The following is an 18,842-nucleotide window of genomic DNA, read 5'->3' on the forward strand; positions in this document are numbered from 1 at the left end:
CCACAACCGCCAGGTCCGCCCCATGGGCGCCGGCCTCGAACTCCACGGCCTCCGCAAGGACGGCACCGAATTCCCCGTCGAGATCAGCCTCAGCCCCCTCGAAACCGCCGACGGACTCCTCGTCTCCGCCGCCGTCCGCGACGTCAGCGAACGAAAAGCCGCCGAGGAACGCTTCCAGGCCCTGTACGAGCAGCAGCGGCACGTCGCACTGACCCTGCAGCGCAGCCTGATGGGCACCCCGCCGGCCGTACCCGGGCTGGACACCGCCAGCCGCTATCTGCCCGCCACCCAGGGCGCGGGCGTCGGCGGCGACTGGTTCGACCTCGTGCCCCTCGGTGCCGGACGGGTCGGCATCCTGATCGGCGACGTCATGGGGCGGGGCCTGGAGGCGGCCGCGATCATGGGGCAGCTGCGGTCCGCGGCGCACGCCCTCGCCAAGACCGGGATGCAGCCCCGGCAGCTGATGCACGCGCTCGACTCGATCGTCGCCGAGCTCGACGGGCCCGACCAACTGGTGACCTGCTGCTATCTGGTCGTGGCGCCGGACGCGGGCGAGGTGACCGTCTGCTCGGCCGGTCATCTGCCGGCTCTCGTCGCCGAGCCCGGCGGGGGCGTACGGTCCCTGGACGCGCCGGTCAGCGTGCCCCTGGGCGTGGGAGAACATCTGCACCAGCAGACGACGGTGGCCGTGGCTCCCGGGTCGAGCCTGATCCTCTTCACGGACGGCCTGATAGAGACACCGGCGGGAGACATCGAGGAACAGCTCGACGCGCTCATCGACGCACTTGACTCGGCGTTCGCCTCGGCGCACGACCTGGAGGCGGTGGTGGACAAGGTCCTGTCGTCGGTCCTGCCCGCCACCGAGGACCACCACGACGATGTGACGCTGCTCCTGGCCCAGTTGCCGGCGGCCCCGCTGGCCTCGACTGCGACGGAGTTGCCGGCCACCCCGGCGTCGGTGTCCCGGGCGCGTACCTTCCTCGCCAAGTCCCTGGTCGACTGGGGCTGCGCCCAGGTCGCCGACGACGCGCAGCTGCTGGTGTCCGAGGTGGTCACCAACGCGATCCAGCACGGGCAGGGCCCGGTGCGCCTGCTGATCCGGCGCAACAGCACCGAGCTCACCGTGGAGGTGAGCGACCACAGCCACCACCTGCCCCAGCCCCGGCTCGCAGCCGCCGACGACGAGTCGGGGCGGGGCCTGATCCTCGTCGAGACCCTGGCGGGCAGCTGGGGCGTGCGGCCGACGGACGACGGCAAGACGACGTGGTTCACGCTGCTGCTGGGGCCGGTGTAGCGGGTCCCAGCCCGGCACGCCCGGCCGTACGCACGCGCCGGGGCGGTGCTGGCGGTGCCCCTGCGACCGGGGCCGCCGTGGCGGCCCCCTGCCCGGCACACGGGCCGTGCGCACGCGCTTCCGCCGGGGCGCAAAGACCGAGGGCGGCACCCCTGGATCCAGGGGTGCCGCCCTCGGTTTCAGGACGGTCGATCAACCTTCAGGTCGATCTAGAAGTCCATGTCACCGCCCGGCATGCCGCCCGGAGCGGCCGCGGCGGCCTTCTCCGGCTTGTCGGCGATGACGGCCTCGGTGGTGAGGAACAGCGCGGCGATCGACGCGGCGTTCTGCAGCGCGGAACGGGTCACCTTCGCCGGGTCGATGATGCCCTCGGCGATGAGGTCGACGTACTCGCCGGTCGCGGCGTTCAGGCCGTGGCCCGGGGTCAGGTTGCGCACCTTCTCCACCACGACGCCGCCCTCGAGGCCGGCGTTGACCGCGATCTGCTTCAGCGGGGCCTCCAGGGCCAGCTTCACAGCGGCGGCACCGGTGGCCTCGTCGCCGTCGAGCTCGAGCTTCTCGAACACCTGGGAGGCCTGGAGCAGGGCCACGCCACCACCGGCGACGATGCCCTCCTCGACGGCCGCCTTCGCGTTGCGGACGGCGTCCTCGATGCGGTGCTTGCGCTCCTTGAGCTCGACCTCGGTCGCGGCACCGGCCTTGATGACGGCCACGCCGCCGGCCAGCTTCGCGAGGCGCTCCTGCAGCTTCTCGCGGTCGTAGTCCGAGTCGGAGTTCTCGATCTCGGCGCGGATCTGGTTGACCCGGCCCTGGACCTGGTCGCTGTCACCGGCACCGTCGACGATCGTGGTCTCGTCCTTGGTGATGACGACCTTGCGAGCGCGGCCCAGCAGGTCCAGGCCCGCGTTCTCGAGCTTGAGGCCGACCTCCTCGGAGATGACCGTGCCACCGGTGAGGATGGCGATGTCGCCGAGCATGGCCTTGCGGCGGTCGCCGAAGCCCGGGGCCTTGACGGCGACGGACTTGAAGGTGCCGCGGATCTTGTTGACGACCAGGGTCGACAGGGCCTCGCCCTCGACGTCCTCGGCGATGATCAGCAGCGGCTTGCCCGACTGCATGACCTTCTCCAGCAGCGGCAGCAGGTCCTTCACCGAGGAGACCTTGCCGTTGTAGATGAGGATGTACGGGTCCTCGAGGCCGGCCTCCATGCGCTCCATGTCGGTCGCGAAGTACGCCGAGATGTAGCCCTTGTCGAAGCGCATACCCTCGGTGAGCTCCAGCTCCAGACCGAAGGTCTGGGACTCCTCGACGGTGATGACGCCTTCCTTGCCGACCTTGTCCATCGCCTCGGCGATGAGCTCGCCGATCTGGGTGTCGGCGGCGGAGATGGAGGCGGTGGAGGCGATCTGCTCCTTGGTCTCGACCTCCTTGGCCTGGTCGAGCAGCGCACCGGAGACGGCCTCGACGGCCTTCTCGATGCCGCGCTTCAGGGCCATCGGGTTGGCACCGGCCGCCACGTTGCGCAGGCCCTCGCGGACCAGCGCCTGGGCGAGGACGGTCGCGGTGGTCGTACCGTCACCGGCGACGTCGTCCGTCTTCTTGGCGACTTCCTTGACCAGCTCGGCGCCGATCTTCTCGTACGGGTCCTCGAGCTCGATCTCCTTGGCGATGGAGACACCATCGTTGGTGATCGTGGGGGCGCCCCACTTCTTCTCGAGGACGACGTTCCGGCCCTTGGGGCCAAGGGTGACCTTGACGGCGTCGGCGAGCTGGTTCATCCCGCGCTCGAGACCGCGCCGTGCCTCCTCGTCGAACGCGATGATCTTGGCCATGTGAAGTGGTCCTCCCGGACTGGGGTGGATTGCTCCGGACCGCGCTGGTGCCCGCGACGGACGGCCTGCACGCCTTGTGGTTCCTTGCCCCACCCGGCCTGCGGACCTCACCGACCCGGTCCTTAGTTGTCACTCTCACTCGTAGAGTGCTAACGCCAATGATTAGCACTCGGACCCGGCGAGTGCAAGGCGCGACCGCGACTCGGGCGTCCGTTCCGGACGTCCGGCGCGTGCGGGCCCGGTCACGGCGGTGGCACGCGCCGGGGCTCAGCGAGTCGCGTCCGGACACGGCGGAGGGTCCGTGCCCCTGGCACGGACCCTCCGTCACGTTGCTGCAGTCAGTCGGCGCTCAGCCGGCTACGCGGACCATGTCCGCCTGCGGCCCCTTCTGGCCCTGCGAGATCTCGAACTCGACTCGCTGACCCTCCTCCAGGGTGCGGTATCCGTCCATCTGGATCGCGCTGTAGTGGACGAAAACATCCGCACCACCGTCGACCGCGATGAAGCCATACCCCTTCTCCGCGTTGAACCACTTGACGGTGCCCTGAGCCATGCCTAACTCCCCTATTACTGGCCCTTGCACAGGACCGCACTTCGCGGACCCGGGTCAGACCTCACCCAGCGGCGTTCCCGGTGCCCGGAGGGGCACGGGGAGGACCATGGGCGTGCGCCGGAACGCGTCGACCGCGGCTGAATGTATCTGTCCAACTGCCGTCTGCAACAGGTCAATCGGACGAGAATTCCGGGCAGGACCGAAAGGATGACTTATAGGAAATGCGAGCATTCTTGGGCAAGTCGGGCCGGACAAAGCGCACTTACTGCGCATCATGCTCAAGCACTTTGGCTGTTTCTTGTCGTGCGCGAACGCATTCTCATATGCGCCTGGCACACGCGATGGAGGGGCCTTCCCCAACTCTATCGCGGTCAACCATGCGGAAATGCCCCCTCCGGCGAGCTTGCGGAGGGGGCACTTCTGCTGACTCTGCGTGGCGATCAGCCGCCCGCCACCGCGGGGATGATCGACACTCCGGCGCCGTGCGGCGTCGCCGTCTCCAGGCCCTGCTCGAAGCGCACGTCGTCGTCGTTGACGTACACGTTCACGAACCGGCGCAGCTTGCCCTGGTCGTCCAGCACCCGGGCCGCGATGCCCGTGTGGTTCTTCTCCAGGTCGGCGATGACCTCGGCGAGGGTGGCGCCCTCGGCCGGGACCTCGGCCTGCCCGCCCGTGTAGGTGCGGAGGATGGTGGGGATGCGGACGTTGACGCTCATGCGAGACCAGCCTCTCGGAAGGAGTCCAGGTTGGGACGGATGACTGCGGACATACCCGTGGTCGGGGCCACCGCGTCGAGGGTCTTGAGGCCGTCACCCGTGTTGACGACCACCGTGGTCAGGGACGGGTCGATCACCCCGGCCTCGATCAGCTTCCTCGCCACGCCGAGGGTGGTGCCGCCCGCGGTCTCGGTGAAGATGCCCTCGGTACGGGCCAGCAGCTTGATCGCGTCCACGATCTCCTCGTCGGTGACGTCCTCCACGGCACCACCGGTGCGCCGGCAGATGTCCAGCACGTACGGGCCGTCCGCCGGGTTGCCGATCGCCAGGGACTTGGCGATGGTGTCCGGCTTCTGCGGCCTGACGACGTCGTGGCCCGCCTTGAAGGCCGCGGACACCGGGGAGCAGCCCTCCGCCTGGGCGCCGAAGATCTTGTAGGGCCGGTCCTCGACCAGACCCAGCTTGACCAGCTCCTGGAGTCCCTTGTCGATCTTGGTGAGCTGGGAGCCGGAGGCGATGGGGATGACGATCTGGTCCGGCAGCCGCCAGCCGAGCTGCTCGCAGATCTCGTACGCCAGCGTCTTGGAGCCCTCGGCGTAGTACGGGCGGAGATTGACGTTGACGAAGCCCCAGCCCTCGCCCGCCGGGTCGCCGATGAGCTCGGAGCAGAAGCGGTTGACGTCGTCGTAGTTGCCCTCGATGCCGACCAGCTCGCCCCCGTAGACGGCGGCCATGACGACCTTGCCCTGCTCCAGGTCGTGCGGGATGAACACGCAGGAGCGGAAGCCGGCCCGCGCGGCGGCGGCGCCGACCGCACCGGCCAGGTTGCCGGTGGAGGAGCAGGAGAGCGTCGTGAAGCCGAAGGCGCGGGCGGCCTCGATCGCCTGGGCGACGACCCGGTCCTTGAACGAGTGGGTCGGGTTGCCGGAGTCGTCCTTGACCCACAGACCGCCGGTGACGCCCAGCTCGCGGGCGAGGTTGTCGGCCTGAACGAGCTTGGTGAAGCCCGGGTTCAGATTCGGCTTGCTCGCCACGTCGGCGGGCACGGGCAGCAGCGGCGCGTAGCGCCAGATGTTCTCCGGACCGCTCTCGATCCGCTTGCGCAGGTCCTCGGGGTCGCCGCTCGGCAGGTCGTAGGCGACTTCGAGCGGCCCGAAACAGGCTTCGCAGGCGAAGATCGGGCCGAGGGCGAAGCGCTCGCCGCACTCGCGGCAGGCGAGCGCGGACGCGGGGCCCAGATCGACGGTGTCGGCAGAATCGGTGGTGGTGGCAACGGTCTGCACAGCCATGGAGGCGAGGCCCTTTCTCCTCATCTTCCCCGCGGTGCGTTTCACCGCGAGACGGAATTGGCACCTTCCCTAGCCGTGAGCCTCGGCCGCGGAGCGCGACGAGATCGGCTGGAGGGTTGCCGGGGCTTCAACGGGCCGTGTCCCTCTGCCCCTCTGGATGAGCGGTATTCGATTGTGTCCGCGCGGCGACCCCGACATGCATCGGCGGTCCGCGTTGTTCAAGACTGTAACCGAACCCCCGGACGCTTGAGATGGTCGTCCGATCCGCGAGATGGAGATCACGTGCTGGAAGAGGTGGAGCGCTGGCTGACCCGGCGGTCCTGGTCGGTGGCGGACCGGCCGCTGGACCGGCTGCTGTCCGCCAAGCAGGACACCACCGTCAGTGTGGTGCTCCCCGCACTGAACGAGGAGGCGACGGTCGGGGAGATCGTCACCGTCATCCGGCGCGAACTGATGACCGACGCGGTGCCGCTCGTGGACGAGCTGGTCGTCGTCGACTCGGCGTCGACGGACCGCACCGCCGAGGTCGCGGCACGGGCCGGCGCCCGCGTGGTGCACCGGGACGCGATACTCCCGCGCCTCCCGGCCGTGCCCGGCAAGGGCGAGGTGCTCTGGCGATCCCTCCTGGCGACCGGCGGCGACATCGTCTGCTTCGTGGACGCCGACCTGAAGGAGTTCTCCGCGGACTTCGTCTCCGGGATCGTCGGCCCGCTGCTGACCGACCCGGCCGTGCAGTTCGTCAAGGCGATGTACGACCGGCCGCTCGGGGACGCGCCCGGCCAGGGCGGCAGGGTGACCGAGCTGGTCGCGCGGCCACTGCTCAATCTGCACTGGCCGCAGCTCGCGGGGTTCGTCCAGCCGCTCGGCGGGGAGTACGCGGCGCGGCGTTCGCTGCTGGAGCGGCTGCCGTTCCCGGTCGGCTACGGGGTGGAGCTGGGCCTGCTGGTGGACGCGCTGCACACGGTGGGCCTTGACGCGCTGGCGCAGGTGGACGTGGGCGTACGGCTGCACCGCCACCAGGACGGGCAGGCGCTCGGCCGGATGGCGGCGGCGATCTACCGGACCGCCCAACTGCGGCTCTCCCGGGGGCACTTGGTCCGGCCCGCGCTGACCCAGTTCGAGCGCGGCGAGGGCGGGTTCGTGCCGCGGACCCACGCGGTGGACACGGAGGAGCGTCCGCCGATGGCGGACGTCGCCGAGTACGCGACCCGGGCGGGACGGCGCAACACGGGCGCGGCGTAACACGGCCCAGCCGGGATGATTGTCTACATTTCGGACTTATGGGCAATGCAAGATCAGAGGGCGCTCGGGTCTTCCGTCCGGTTCCGGCCGTGCCCGGCCGGGGCCGGACGACGGGCCGCGGGCGCGGCAGAGGCAATCGGTCCCGGTTCCCCGGGGCCCTGGCGGTCGCAGCGGGTGCCGCGGCCGCCACGACGGGCTTCGGGCCGGCGGCTTCCGCCCTGTCGGCGCCGACCCCCGATCTGGAGATCACCAAGACGGCGTCGGCGAAGAGGGTCGCCCTCGGGGACACCCTCACCTTCACCATCAGGGCGACGAACAACGGCGAGCGGGACCTCCCCGACGTGCGCTTCACCGACGATCTCGGCGGCACCATCGACGACGCCGTCTACGACCGCAACGCCCGGGCCACCTTCGGCCGGGTCGCGTACGACGAGCCCGTGCTCTCGTACTCCGGTGCCATCCCGGCCGGCCGGACGGCGACCGTCACCTATTCGGTCACCGTCGGGGGCGAGGACGGCGGCGACGGTGGCGACGGCCGGCTCGGCGGCGGCCTGGAGGTCCAGACCCCGCGGTCCAACTGCGCCGGCGGCACCAGGGACGCCCGGTGCGCGGCGACCCCGGTCGCCGAGGAGGTCGGGGAGCTCGGGGCTCCGCGGTCCGACTTCGGCGACGAGGAGAGCCACGACGACAGCCTCGAGCAGGGCCACGAGGACGGCCTGGACGAGGAGACCGCGGAGGACGGCCACCCGGAGGGGTCGGGTGTGCCGCCGGCCCTCGGCGGCCCCGGCAGCGCGGCGGGCGCCGGGCACGCGGGTCCCCCGGGCCACGGCAGCGGCAGCGGCAGCGGCAGCGGGGCCGTCGGCCAGATCGCGGCGGCCGGCCACGACAGCGAGCGGCTCTGGCTGCTCGGCGGGGTGGCCCTGGCGCTCTCGGCCGCAGGCGCCATCGCGCTCGCGGCGACGCGCGACCGGGGCAACCATTGATCAGGTGAGCCCGCCGCCGGTCCCGGCCGTCGGCCCCGGGCGGCGGGCCGGGCTCCGGCTGCTGGCCGGAACTGCACGCGGTGGGTCCCGGGCCGGCGGTCCGACGGCCGCGGGCCGGTCTCCGGCAGTCTCCGGCCACGGAGTCCGGCCGTACGTTTGAGCGGTTGCAGGAAGGGCTAGGTTTCGCGACATGGTCTCTGAGCACGAGCACGCCGCACGAGTTCTCGTCGCCTCCAACCGGGGCCCCGTCTCGTACGCCTTCCGGGAGGACGGAACGCTCGACGCGAGGCGCGGCGGCGGCGGACTGGTGTCCGGATTGTCGGCCATCGGCCCCGAGACGGACGCCCTGTGGGTGTGCTCCGCCCTCGGCGACGGGGACCGCGAGGCGGTCCGGCGCGGGATCGGCGAACCGGGCGTACGGATGCTGGACATCGACGCCGCCGTGCACGCCGACGCGTACAACGGCATCGCGAACTCGGTGCTGTGGTTCGTCCACCACATGCTCTACCAGACACCGCTGGAGCCCGTCTTCGACGCCGGGTTCCGGCGCCAGTGGGTGGCCTACGAGGCGTACAACCAGGCGTTCGCGCAGGCCCTTGCCGAGTCGGCGGCCCCGGACGCGGCCGTGCTGGTGCAGGACTACCACCTCGCGCTGGTACCGGGCATGCTCCGGGACCTGCGGCCCGATCTGCGCATCGGCCACTTCTCGCACACTCCGTGGGCCCCGCCGGACTACTTCCGGATGCTCCCGGACGACATCGCCGAGCAGTTGCTCCTCGGGATGCTCGGGGCGAACCGGCTGGGCTTCCTGACCCAGCGGTGGCTCGGCGCCTTCCAGAGCTGCTGCCGCCGGGTGCTGGCCGACCACGACGTGGACCCGCACTGGCCGAAGGACGGCCCGCCCAGCCTCGAGTACCGGCTGCGGGGGCACCGCCGCCGGCGTACGGAGCTCGGGGTGCACGGCCTGGGCGCCGACGCGGACTTCCTGCGGGAGCGGTCGCGGAGGGCGGACGTGGAGGAGCGGATGGCCGCGCTGCGCGAGCAGATCGGCGGCGAGGAGCGTGGACCGGGCCGCCGGAAGACGATCGTGCGGGTGGACCGGACCGAGCTGTCGAAGAACATCGTGCGCGGACTTCTCGCGTACCGCACCCTGCTGGACGAGCACCCGGAGTGGCGCGAGCGGGTCGTGCACATCGCCTTCGCCTACCCCTCGCGGCAGGACCTGGCCGTCTACCGCGACTACACGGCCGAGGTCTCCCGGGTCGCGGAGGAGATCAACGCCCGTTACGGGACACCGGACTGGACCCCCGTGCTCCTGCACGTCAAGGACGACTTCGCCCGCTCGCTGGCCGCGTACCGGATGGCGGACGTCGCCCTCGTGAACCCCATCCGCGACGGGATGAACCTCGTCGCCAAGGAGATCCCGGTCGTCTCGGAGGCGGGCTGCGCGCTGGTGCTCTCCCGCGAGGCCGGCGCATGCGCGGAACTCGGCGACGATGCGCTGGTGGTGAACCCGTACGACGTGACGGGCACGGCCGACGCCCTCCACCAGGCGCTGTCCATGCCGGAGGCCGAACGCGCGGAGCGCAGCAAGCGCCTGGCCACCGCCGCGACCGCACTGCCGCCGCAGCAGTGGTTCCTGGACCAGCTGCACGCCCTGGAGGCGCTGGACGAGGGCATCACGGAAGCGGACTGACACGGGGCGGGCGGGCCCGGCGGCACGTGGCGCCCCGCGCCCTCAGGCGCGGCGCTCGATGCGGTCCGCGAGGTCGGCGAGGAACGCGACGACGGCGGCGGGGCCGGGCAGCGGGAGGTCGGCGCGCTCGGCGAGTTCGGGGACCTCGCTGCCGCTGCAGACGAGCAGTCCCGGCACCCCGTCCGAGCGGAGCTTCTCCACGGCGGCGAAGGCGGCCAGATCGCCGAGGTCGTCGCCCGCGTAGACGACCGCGGAGGCGCTCACCTCGCGGACGTACTCGGCGAGCGCGATGCCCTTGTCGACGCCCGGCGGGCGCACTTCGAGGACGAGGCGGCCCGGCTCCACGATCAGCCCGTGACGCGCGGCCAGATCGGCGACCGGCTCGCGCAGCGCCTCGAACGCGGCTCGCGGGTCCTCGGCGCGGCGGGTGTGCACGGCGACCGCGCGGCCCTTCTCCTCGATCCAGGTGCCCTGCCAGACCCCCATCGAGTCGAGGAGGCCGGGCAGCTCGGCCCGGACCGCGGCGACGCCCGGGTGCTCGGGCTGGGCGTGGACGGTGCCGCTGACGGCGTCCCACCGCTCGGCGCCGTAGTGCCCCAGGACGACGAGGTGCTCCAGCCCTTCGACACCGGCGAACCCGCCGTACCGTACGGCGACCCCGGCCGGCCTGCCGGTCACCACGACGACCGACTTCACCAGCGGCGCCAGTCGGGCCAGTGCCGGCACCGTCGCGGGATGCGCCCTCGCCTGCTCGGGGTCCGGGACGATCTCCGCCAGCGTCCCGTCGAAGTCCAGTGCGACCACGCTCTCCGACGGCCGTTCGAGGACTGCGGCGAGCCCCTCACGACCGGTGGCGGTGGTCGGTTCCGGCAGTGCGTGCGAGTAGCTGCCCATGCTCCGACCCTATCGACGCGGCCCCCGCTCAGCTACGGCGCACGGCGATCTCCCCGCGCGTCACCGTCGCGCCCGCTGCGCCTCCCGGACGCGCCGCAGACGGTTCACCGTCACGGGGTCGTGGGCGAGAGCGCGCGGGTCGTCCAGGAGGGCGTTGAGGAGCTGGTGGTAGCGGGTCGGCGAGATGCCGAGCTCTTCCCGTATCGCCCGCTCCTTGGCACCGGGCCCGGCCCACGACGCCCGCTCGAAGGCGAGCACGGCGCGGTCGCGCACGGAGAGATCGTCGACGTCGTCGGTCATATCAGCAACATAACCGTCCCCCCGGACAGCGCAGTGCCCACCGGCGAACGGGTGATTCCGGCCAGGTCCCCGCCCGCCGGGCGCACGCCAGGCGTGCCACCGGGCGCCGTCGGAGCGCGCCCGGCGTGCGCGGCAGCCGGGGGCCTGCTCCGGCCCGGAGCAGCCGGCGGCCCGCCACCGCCGCCCGGCGCGCTACCGCCTGTCCGCTTCGCTCTCCGCCTTCGCCGCGTCGTTCGCGATCCGGGTCAGGACCGCCGCCGGATCACCCTTCGGCGCGACCGCGTCGCCGATGTTCCGCTTCACGCTCGCGCTGACCTTCGCCCAGGACACCTCACCGGAGGGGTACAGCTCGGACGTCGGCAGCGCCTCGAGGAACTTCCACAGGCGCTTGTGCTCGTCGTCCGCCGCCATCGCCTCGCTCGCGCTGACCGTCACCGGCAGGATGTCGTAGCGGTCGGAGAACTCCAGGACGTTCTCGTCGCTGTAGGCGAAGTCGAGGAAGCGCCCGATCTCCCTGCGGTGGCCGTTCTGCCGGAACGCCATCATCCAGTCCGCCACGCCCATCGAGGCCCGGGCCTCGCCGTCCACGCCCGGCATCGGGACCATGCCGACCTCGATGCCCTTCTCCTCGGCCCGCTGCATCAGCGTGGGATGACCGCTGAGCATGCCGACCTCGCCGCGGGTGAACGCCTCGAAGGCCTGGGCGCGGTCCAGCTTCCCGGGCGCGACGGGGCCGGTGAGCCCGGGGCCCACGAGCTTGTCCCTCAGCCAGGTGAAGGTGCCGATGTTCCGCTCGGAGTCGATCTCGTAGGAACCGCCGTTCCGGTCGCGGTAGCCGCCGCCCCCGCTCAGCATCCAGATCATGGCCTCCGCCTGGGACTCCTCGGAGCCGAGCGGCAGCGCGAAGGGGTACTTCACCCCGCGCGCCTTCAGCCGCTCCGCCGCGGCGCGGAGCTGCGACCAGTCCTGCGGGGGCTCGATGCCGGCGTCGGTGAACAGTTCCTCGTTGAAGAACAGCAGTCGCGTGCTGGCCGCGAACGGCAGACCGTACTGCACCCGCTCGGTCTGGCCCGCCTCGCTCAGCTCCGGCAGGAAGTTGGCCTGCGTGGGGATCTTGACGAGCTCGTCGACGGGGTACAGCCGGTCCTGCTCGGCATAGTCGGCGTACGCGCCGATCTGGGCGATGTCCGGAGCGTTGCCCTCGGCCACCATCTCGGCGACCTTGCGGTCGACGTCCTTCCAGGAGTGGACCTCGACGTCGACCGTGATGCCGGGGTTGCCCGCCTCGAACGCGTCGGCGAGTTCGTCCCAGTACTTCTGCGAGGAGTTCTCCGCGCCGTTCCCGTAGTCGGCGGCGACCAGCCGGAGGTTCACACCGTCCGATCCCGCGGTGTTGCCGCACCCCGTCAGGGCGATCGTCGTACCGAGTGCGACCCCCGCCGCCACCAGAGAGATGTAGCGCCGCTGCACGCTCTGTTCCCCACCTTGTTGTGCTTGATCCTTAAAGGTAGAGGTCTACACCACCTCGCGGACGATTGCGAAACGGGACCGGTCACCACTTTGTATACGTGCGCAACAATCCGAGCAGTGGACTAGACCTTTTCCCGTTCAACGCGCGAGACTGTACGCGTGAGACACGTCATCGCCCTCGATGTGGGCGGCACCGGGATGAAGGCCGCCCTCGTCGGGGCGGACGGCACTCTGCTGTACGAGTCACGCAGAGCGACCGGCAGGGAACGCGGGCCCGAGGCCGTCGTCGAGGACATCCTCGGCTTCGCCGCCGAACTGCGCGCCCACGGCGAGGAGCGGTACGGCCGGAGCGCGGCGGCGGCGGGCGTCGCGGTGCCCGGCATCGTCGACACCGCGAACGGCATCGCCGTCTACGCGGCCAACCTCGGCTGGCGCGACGTCCCCCTGCGCGCACTCCTCGGGGAACGGCTCGGCGGGGTGCCCGTCGCCCTCGGCCACGACGTCCGCACCGGCGGCCTCGCCGAGGGGCGCATCGGGGCGGGCCGCGGCACGGACCGCTTCCTGTTCGTCCCGCTCGGCACGGGCATCGCCGGGGCCATCGGCATCGGCGGCGCGATCGAGGAGGGCGCGCACGGCTGCGCCGGCGAGATCGGCCACGTCGTCGTCCGGTCCGGCGGCCCGGAGTGCGGCTGCGGACAGCGCGGCTGTCTGGAGACCCTCGCCTCGGCCTCCGCCGTGTCCCGCGCATGGGCGGCCGCGAGCGGCGACCCCGACGCGGACGCAGCCGACTGCGCCAAGGCCGTCGTCTCCGGGGACGAGACCGCGGCGCGCGTGTGGCAGGAAGCCGTCGACGCCCTCGCCGACGGGCTGGTCACCGCCCTCACCCTGCTGGACCCCCGCACGCTGATCATCGGTGGCGGGCTCGCGGAGGCCGGAGAAACCTTGTTCACACCGCTGCGGGCCGCGGTGGAGGCACGGGTCACGTTCCAGAAGCTGCCCGCGATCGTCCCGGCGGCCCTCGGCGACACCGCCGGCTGCCTCGGCGCCGGGCTCCTCGCCTGGGACCTGCTCGACACATCCGACACACTCACCACGGAGGTAACCGGCTGATGGCCGACCGGATGGTTCTCACGGGCGCCCGGGTGGTGCTGCCCACCGGGGTCGTCGAGAACGGGCGGGTGACCGTCGAGGGGACCCGGATCGCCGGGCACGCACCCGCCGACGCCCCCTCCGTCGACCTGTCCGGCCACTGGCTGGTCCCCGGCTTCGTGGACATGCACAACCACGGCGGCGGAGGGGCCTCCTTCACCTCCGGGTCGGCCGAGGACGTCCTCACCGGCGTGCGCACCCACCACGAGCACGGCACCACGACGATGGTCGCCTCCACCGTGACCGGCGACATGGACTTCCTCACCCACCGCGCCGGGTTCCTCTCCGAGCTGGTGGAGCAGGGCGACCTGGCCGGCATCCACTTCGAGGGCCCGTTCATCTCGCCCTGCCGCAAGGGCGCGCACAGCGAGGAGCTGCTGCGCGACCCCGACCCCGCCGAGGTGCGCAAGCTGCTCGACGCCGCCCGCGGCACCGCGCGGATGGTCACCCTCGCCACCGAACTGCCCGGCGGCATCGAGTCCGTACGGCTGCTCGCCGAGCACGGCGTGATCGCCGCGATCGGCCACACCGACGCCACGTACGAGCAGACCGTCCAGGCGATCGACGCGGGCGCCACGGTCGCCACGCACCTCTTCAACGCGATGCCCGCCCTCGGCCACCGGGCCCCCGGCCCGATCGCGGCGCTGCTGGAGGACGAGCGGGTCACCGTCGAGCTGATCAACGACGGTACGCATCTGCACCCGGCGGCTCTGGAGCTGGCCTTCCACCGCGCGGGCGCGGCCCGGGTCGCGTTCATCACGGACGCGATGGACGCGGCGGGCTTCGGCGACGGTGTCTACCACCTGGGGCCGCTGGCGGTCGAGGTCAAGGAGGGCGTCGCCCGGCTCGTGGAGGGCGGCTCGATCGCCGGCTCCACCCTCACCCTGGACACCGCGTTCCGCCGGGCCGCGACCGTCGACGGGCTGCCCGTCGAGGACATCGTCCGGGCGATCTCCCTGAACCCGGCCCGGCTGCTGGGCCTCCACGACAGGGTGGGCTCGATCGAGGCGGGCAAGGACGCCGACCTCGTCGTGCTGGACTCCGGCTTCCGGCTCAAGGGTGTGATGCGCAAGGGCGCGTGGGTGGTCGAGCCGTAGCGCGCCCGGAGCGCGGCGGGTTGGGGCGGTTGGCCTACGGGGGGCTGGGCCAACCGCCCGGTTTTTGGCATGATCAGGACCCGTCCGGCGAAGACGAACGCATGCTCAGGGGGTGTCACGGTGATCCTCACGGTCACGCTGAACACCGCCCTCGACCTGACCTACCGCGTTCCCGCCCTCGTCCCGCACAGCTCCCACCGCGTCTCCGAGGTCGGTGAACGGCCCGGCGGCAAGGGACTGAACGTCGCCCGGGTGCTGGGGGCGCTCGGCCACGAGGCGGTCGTCACCGGATTCGCGGGAGGCCCCAACGGCGAGACCCTGCGCGACCGGCTGGCCGGACTCCCCTTGCGGGACGCGCTCGTGCCGGTCGCCGGGAACACCCGTCGCACGCTCGCCGTGGTCGACGCCGCCACGGGTGACACCACCCAGTTCAACGAGCCGGGCCCGACCGTCACGCCCGAGGAATGGGCCGCGTTCCTCACGACGTACGAGTCGCTGCTGCGCGAGGCCGAAGTGGTCGCGCTGTGCGGCAGCCTCCCGCCGGGCATCCACGTCGGGGCCTATGCCGAGCTGGTCCGCCGGGCCCGCGCCGCCGGCGTCCCGACGCTGCTGGACACCAGTGGGGAACCGCTGCGCCGCGGCATCGCGGCCCGCCCCGACCTGGTCAAGCCGAACGCCGACGAGCTGGCCCAGCTCACCGGCTCCCGCGAGCCGCTGCGCGCCACGCACGCGGCCCGTCGCCGCGGCGCCCGCACGGTGGTCTCCTCCCTCGGCCCGGACGGCATCCTCGCGGCCACACCCGAGGGCATCTGGCAGGCCACCCCGCCCGGGAAGGTCCTCGGCAACCCGACCGGCGCCGGCGACTCGGCCGTCGCCGGGCTGCTCTCGGGCCTCGTCGATGCCCTTCCCTGGCCGGACCGCCTCGTCCGCGCCGTGGCCCTCGCCACGGCCACCGTCCTCTCCCCGACGGCCGGCGACTTCGACCGCGCCTCCTACGAGGATCTGCTCCCCCGGATCACGGTCACGGAGCACGCCCCGGCGGCGTGACGCCTTGACACCGCCCGTCCCCGGCCCGGTCGGCAGAGGCAGAGGCAGAGGCAGAGGCAGAGGCAGGGAGAACGACGAAGCGCCCCGGCGGAAGCGGATTCCGTCCGGGGCGCGACTCACGACGCGGCGGCGATCAGTTCGGCGCGCCGGTCCTGACCTCGAGGTAGTCGAGGATCGCGTCGCACTGGTTGCCCTGCTCGCACGAGAGCTTGATCTCGTTCTGGCCCTTCTTCAGGTTCACGGGCGCCCAGGTGGTCTGCCAGTTCTTCTCCCAGTTCGGGTCCTTGGAGCCGATGAAGTTCTTCAGACCGATGGGGTTGCTGTTCGCCTTGCCGTTGACCGAGAGGGTCGCGTTGGCGTCCTTGGCGGGGATGGCGTACCGCACGTAGAGGCGGTACTGGCCCTCCTGCTCGATGTTCGCGTTCCACGTCACCGAGGCGCCGACCGCGTTGAAGCCGGTCACATAGGCGCCGTCGGCGCCCTCCGCGCCCTTGATGTCCTTGGCGAGTACCGCCGGCGGGCCGAGGCGCAGCGTCGCCGCGTCCTGCTTCGGCAGCTCGACCGGCTTCTCCCCGTCGTCCTTCCCGGGGTCGTCGCTCGGGCCGACCTCGTCCGCGGGAGCGGTGTTGTTCTGGCCGGCCCGGGGGTTCTCGGTCTTGTCGTCACCGTTCGTCATCAGCGCCACGGTGATACCGATCACCACCACGGCCACGACCGCGACGGCGCCGATGAGCAGGCCCCTGGTGTTCGGCCCGCGACCCCGGCCGTTCCCGCCGCCCGAGGGCATCGGGACCTGGCGGGTCGGGGCGCCGCCGGGGTAGGTCTCGGGCGCCGCGTACTGGGGGCTGGGCTGCTGGCCGTACTGGGCCTGGTGCGGGACCTGGCCGTACTGCTGCCCGGCCTGCGACTGCTGGCCGTACTGGCGCTCGCCGACCGTTCTGACCTGGTTGTACGACGTCCTGGGCACACCGGGCTGGGCGGCCGGACCGGGGTAGCCGTAGCCGCCCTGGCGGGGAGTCGAGGTGCCGCCCGCCTGCTGCCCGTCCGCGTACAGGTAGCCGAACGGATCGTCGTCCTCGGGCTTGCTCGCGCCGTTGTTCCCGGCCGTCATCCCTGGGTCACTCCTATCCTTGCTCGCCAGCCGTCGCCGACCGGCCGAGCCTACCCCGTCTGAGCTACTCCAAGGACGGCGCTCGGGGCCCGAACGGTTCCCCCGCTTCCATGGTCCGGCGCATGCGCGGACCCCTATCCGGCGCGTCTGTGGACCTTGGCCCGTGACCGCTTCTCGATGTACATCCGCTGGTCGGCGGACTGCAGCACCTCTTCGACGGACATGCCGCAGACCGCCCAACCGATTCCGAAACTCGCGCCGACCCGGACCGCCCGTCCGTCCACCCGGATCGGCGGAATGATCGCGTTCCGGAGGCGAACGGCCAGGTCGGCGGCGTCGGCGGCGCCGAGGCCGTCGGCGAGGACGACGAATTCGTCACCTCCGAGCCGGGCGACGGTGTCCCCGTCCCGCACACCGGTGGTGAGCCGGCGCGCGACCTCGATGAGGACGGCGTCGCCGGTGTTGTGGCCGAAGCGGTCGTTGATCGACTTGAAGCCGTCCAGGTCGCAGAAGAGGACGGCGAGGCCCTTGGTGCCGTCGTCGACCCCGCCGTCCGTGGCGGGCGCGACGGCATGCACATGGTGGTCGTACGGGATGCCGGGCCCGTCGAAGTCGAAGCCGTCCGCGCGGAAGCCGTTCTCGGCGTCGCCCTCGTCGTATCCACCCGCGTAGCCGCTCTCGCCGTAGCCCCCGTCCGCGTAGTCGCCGTAGGGGCAGTCGGGCACGTCCAGGGTCCGGCCGGCCTCCTGCCGCACGCCCTGGGGCCGTTCGCACAGCCGGGCGCTGAGCCGGGCGCGCAGCTCGGCGTTGTTGGGCAGCCCGGTCAGCGCGTCGTGGCTGGCCCGGTGCGCGAGGTGGAGCTCGTGCCGCTTGCGCTCCTCGATGTCCTCCACGTGCGTGAGCAGGAAGCGGGGGCCGTCCGCGGCGTCGGCGACGACGGAGTTGCGCAGCGAGACCCAGACGTACGTGCCGTCGCGGCGGCCGAGGCGCAGCTCGGCGCGGCCGCCCTCGGCGGAGGTCCGCAGCAGCGTGCCGATGTCCTCGGGGTGGACGAGATCGGCGAAGGAGTACCGGCGCATCGCAGACGCGGGGCGGCCGAGCAGCCGGCAGAGGGCGTCGTTGGTGCGGAGCAGCCGGCCGTGCTGGTCGCCGCCCATCTCCGCGATGGCCATGCCGCTCGGCGCGTACTCGAACGCCTGCCGGAACGACTCCTCGCTGGCGCGCAGGGCCTGCTGCTCGCGTTCCAGGCGGACCAGCGCGCGCTGCATGTTTGCTCGGAGCCGGGCGTTGCTGATCGCAATCGCCGCCTGGGACGCGTACATCTGGAGCGCTTCCTGGCCCCAGGCACCCGGGCGGCGCCCGTTGCGGGGCTTGTCGACCGAGATGACGCCGAGCAGCTCGCGTCCGCCGCCCGAGGCGTACATCGGCGCGTAGAGCCGGTCCTGGGGGTGCCACTCACCTTCGAAGCGCGGCTCCGGACCCTCCGTGTACCACTGCGGAACGTCGTCCTCCAGAAGCACCCAGCCCTCGGTGTGCGGTATGAAGCGCAGCTCGCCCCATGCCTCGCCCATGCCGAGCCGGCGCTCCCAGGAGGCACGGGAGCCGACTCGCCCCGTGATCAGGGCTTCCGCCGCGGTGTTCCCGGCGAACGCGGCGACGACGAGATCCCCGTCAGGGCGTACGAGATTGACGCATGCCAGCTCGTACCCCAGCCCGGCCACGATGCCGTCGGCGACGGTCTGCAGCGTGTCCGCCAGGCTGCGGGCCGTGTTGAGGTTCGCCACGACCTGATGCAGCTGCCTCAGGGTCGCAAGACGGACGTACGGCTCCGACTCGGTCTCCATCGCTCGCTCTCCCCGAGACCCTCGAACAGCTGACTCCAGGTTTCTCATCGGCTCCACTGGTGCACCCTTTTGGCGCAGCGTCCCCGCCACTGAATCACAGCGAGCTGTACACCCGGTACACAGGGTCAACAAATACTGGGCTCTGTGACCCAAGTCACAACAGATAATGATGGGGATCGCGTGCGCCGCAGGGGCGTTCCATCCTTCTTGAACGCAAATTCGGACAGGTTCCGGACCGACCGGACAGCATCCGTACGGGAACCGGCCAGGAACCGGACAGCGATTCGGACAGGAGTCCGACCGCCGGCCGCACGAGCGGGCCTCC

The 18,842-nt window shown here is 71.8% G+C and carries 16 protein-coding genes and 1 riboswitch; of the genes, 7 read left to right on the forward strand and 9 right to left on the reverse strand.

The features are described 5' to 3' along the window. A partial coding sequence (locus BLT82_RS31425) for an ATP-binding SpoIIE family protein phosphatase (protein ID WP_107490285.1) occupies window positions 1-1,294 on the forward strand: 1,294 nt, incomplete at its 5' end. A gap of 209 nt (window positions 1,295-1,503) precedes the next feature. On the opposite strand, the gene groL is transcribed toward BLT82_RS31425, so the two are convergent. From groL to thrC, 4 genes are all read right to left on the reverse strand, one after another. Continuing rightward, entirely contained in the window at window positions 1,504-3,126 is a 1,623-nt protein-coding gene (gene groL, locus BLT82_RS31430) for a chaperonin GroEL (protein WP_093661032.1), read from the reverse strand. A 349-nt stretch (window positions 3,127-3,475) separates the two neighbouring features. Further along, a complete protein-coding gene (locus BLT82_RS31435) occupies window positions 3,476-3,679 on the reverse strand; it encodes a cold-shock protein (protein ID WP_003986833.1) in 204 nt (67 codons plus the stop codon). A 440-nt stretch (window positions 3,680-4,119) separates the two neighbouring features. Continuing rightward, entirely contained in the window at window positions 4,120-4,395 is a 276-nt protein-coding gene (locus BLT82_RS31440) for a MoaD/ThiS family protein (protein ID WP_093661034.1), read from the reverse strand. Then, complete coding sequence (gene thrC / locus BLT82_RS31445) at window positions 4,392-5,684, reverse strand: threonine synthase (RefSeq protein ID WP_208868101.1); 1,293 nt, start codon at window positions 5,682-5,684, stop codon at window positions 4,392-4,394. Before thrC ends, BLT82_RS31440 begins: the two co-directional genes overlap by 4 nt. A gap of 17 nt (window positions 5,685-5,701) precedes the next feature. Continuing rightward, window positions 5,702-5,848: riboswitch (SAM riboswitch) on the reverse strand. 118 nt (window positions 5,849-5,966) lie between these two features. Here thrC and BLT82_RS31450 point away from each other — a divergent pair. The 3 genes from BLT82_RS31450 to BLT82_RS31460 all read left to right on the forward strand — a co-directional run bounded on the left by BLT82_RS31450 (window position 5,967) and on the right by BLT82_RS31460 (window position 9,605). Then, window positions 5,967-6,926 (forward strand): glucosyl-3-phosphoglycerate synthase, encoded by a 960-nt coding sequence (locus BLT82_RS31450; protein WP_093661036.1) that lies wholly within the window; start codon window positions 5,967-5,969, stop codon window positions 6,924-6,926. Between the two features lie 38 nt (window positions 6,927-6,964). Further along, entirely contained in the window at window positions 6,965-7,909 is a 945-nt protein-coding gene (locus BLT82_RS31455; RefSeq protein WP_093661038.1) for a DUF7927 domain-containing protein, read from the forward strand. A 190-nt stretch (window positions 7,910-8,099) separates the two neighbouring features. Next, the gene (locus BLT82_RS31460) at window positions 8,100-9,605 is read left to right on the forward strand and encodes an alpha,alpha-trehalose-phosphate synthase (UDP-forming) (protein ID WP_093661040.1); all 1,506 of its coding nucleotides are present in this window, start codon (window positions 8,100-8,102) and stop codon (window positions 9,603-9,605) included. Window positions 9,606-9,647: 42 nt separating this feature from the next. Here the strand turns inward: BLT82_RS31460 and otsB are convergent, their stop codons facing one another. The 3 genes from otsB to BLT82_RS31475 form a co-directional block, all read right to left on the reverse strand. Further along, on the reverse strand, window positions 9,648-10,499 hold the full coding sequence (gene otsB / locus BLT82_RS31465; RefSeq protein ID WP_093661042.1) for a trehalose-phosphatase: 852 nt from the start codon (window positions 10,497-10,499) through the stop codon (window positions 9,648-9,650). A 60-nt stretch (window positions 10,500-10,559) separates the two neighbouring features. Continuing rightward, entirely contained in the window at window positions 10,560-10,799 is a 240-nt protein-coding gene (locus tag BLT82_RS31470; RefSeq protein WP_093661044.1) for a DUF3263 domain-containing protein, read from the reverse strand. Between the two features lie 192 nt (window positions 10,800-10,991). Beyond that, complete coding sequence (locus BLT82_RS31475; protein ID WP_093661046.1) at window positions 10,992-12,269, reverse strand: extracellular solute-binding protein; 1,278 nt, start codon at window positions 12,267-12,269, stop codon at window positions 10,992-10,994. Window positions 12,270-12,428: 159 nt separating this feature from the next. On the opposite strand from BLT82_RS31475, the gene BLT82_RS31480 reads away from it, so the two are divergent. The 3 genes from BLT82_RS31480 to BLT82_RS31490 all read left to right on the forward strand — a co-directional run bounded on the left by BLT82_RS31480 (window position 12,429) and on the right by BLT82_RS31490 (window position 15,562). Continuing rightward, window positions 12,429-13,379, forward strand: a complete 951-nt coding sequence (locus BLT82_RS31480; RefSeq protein WP_093661048.1) for an ROK family protein — start codon at window positions 12,429-12,431, stop codon at window positions 13,377-13,379. Further along, window positions 13,379-14,515, forward strand: a complete 1,137-nt coding sequence (gene nagA, locus BLT82_RS31485) for an N-acetylglucosamine-6-phosphate deacetylase (protein WP_093661050.1) — start codon at window positions 13,379-13,381, stop codon at window positions 14,513-14,515. The genes BLT82_RS31480 and nagA overlap by 1 nt, the downstream gene beginning before the upstream one ends. 120 nt (window positions 14,516-14,635) lie before the next feature. Then, window positions 14,636-15,562 carry a 1-phosphofructokinase family hexose kinase gene (locus tag BLT82_RS31490; protein ID WP_093661052.1) on the forward strand — a complete coding sequence of 309 codons (927 nt, stop codon included), beginning with the start codon at window positions 14,636-14,638 and terminating at the stop codon, window positions 15,560-15,562. Window positions 15,563-15,695: 133 nt separating this feature from the next. Here the strand turns inward: BLT82_RS31490 and BLT82_RS31495 are convergent, their stop codons facing one another. Continuing rightward, complete coding sequence (locus BLT82_RS31495) at window positions 15,696-16,673, reverse strand: CBM35 domain-containing protein (protein ID WP_093661054.1); 978 nt, start codon at window positions 16,671-16,673, stop codon at window positions 15,696-15,698. Window positions 16,674-16,807: 134 nt separating this feature from the next. Further along, complete coding sequence (gene cdgB / locus BLT82_RS31500; RefSeq protein ID WP_093661056.1) at window positions 16,808-18,517, reverse strand: diguanylate cyclase CdgB; 1,710 nt, start codon at window positions 18,515-18,517, stop codon at window positions 16,808-16,810. Between the last annotated feature and the right edge of the window lie 325 nt (window positions 18,518-18,842).

Origin of the sequence: Streptomyces wuyuanensis (genome assembly GCF_900103455.1) — a bacterium.
Classification (GTDB): Bacteria; Actinomycetota; Actinomycetes; order Streptomycetales; family Streptomycetaceae; genus Streptomyces; species Streptomyces wuyuanensis.

Coding starts and splice junctions, on each gene's coding strand:
- BLT82_RS31455 (WP_093661038.1), top strand. CDS start 6,965: ATGGGCAATGCAAGATCAGAGGGCGCTCGGGTCTTCCGTCCGGTTCCG.
- BLT82_RS31470 (WP_093661044.1), bottom strand. CDS start 10,799: ATGACCGACGACGTCGACGATCTCTCCGTGCGCGACCGCGCCGTGCTC.
- BLT82_RS31460 (WP_093661040.1), top strand. CDS start 8,100: ATGGTCTCTGAGCACGAGCACGCCGCACGAGTTCTCGTCGCCTCCAAC.
- groL (WP_093661032.1), bottom strand. CDS start 3,126: ATGGCCAAGATCATCGCGTTCGACGAGGAGGCACGGCGCGGTCTCGAG.
- otsB (WP_093661042.1), bottom strand. CDS start 10,499: ATGGGCAGCTACTCGCACGCACTGCCGGAACCGACCACCGCCACCGGT.
- thrC (WP_208868101.1), bottom strand. CDS start 5,684: ATGGCTGTGCAGACCGTTGCCACCACCACCGATTCTGCCGACACCGTC.
- cdgB (WP_093661056.1), bottom strand. CDS start 18,517: ATGGAGACCGAGTCGGAGCCGTACGTCCGTCTTGCGACCCTGAGGCAG.
- BLT82_RS31435 (WP_003986833.1), bottom strand. CDS start 3,679: ATGGCTCAGGGCACCGTCAAGTGGTTCAACGCGGAGAAGGGGTATGGC.
- BLT82_RS31440 (WP_093661034.1), bottom strand. CDS start 4,395: ATGAGCGTCAACGTCCGCATCCCCACCATCCTCCGCACCTACACGGGC.
- nagA (WP_093661050.1), top strand. CDS start 13,379: ATGGCCGACCGGATGGTTCTCACGGGCGCCCGGGTGGTGCTGCCCACC.
- BLT82_RS31495 (WP_093661054.1), bottom strand. CDS start 16,673: ATGACGGCCGGGAACAACGGCGCGAGCAAGCCCGAGGACGACGATCCG.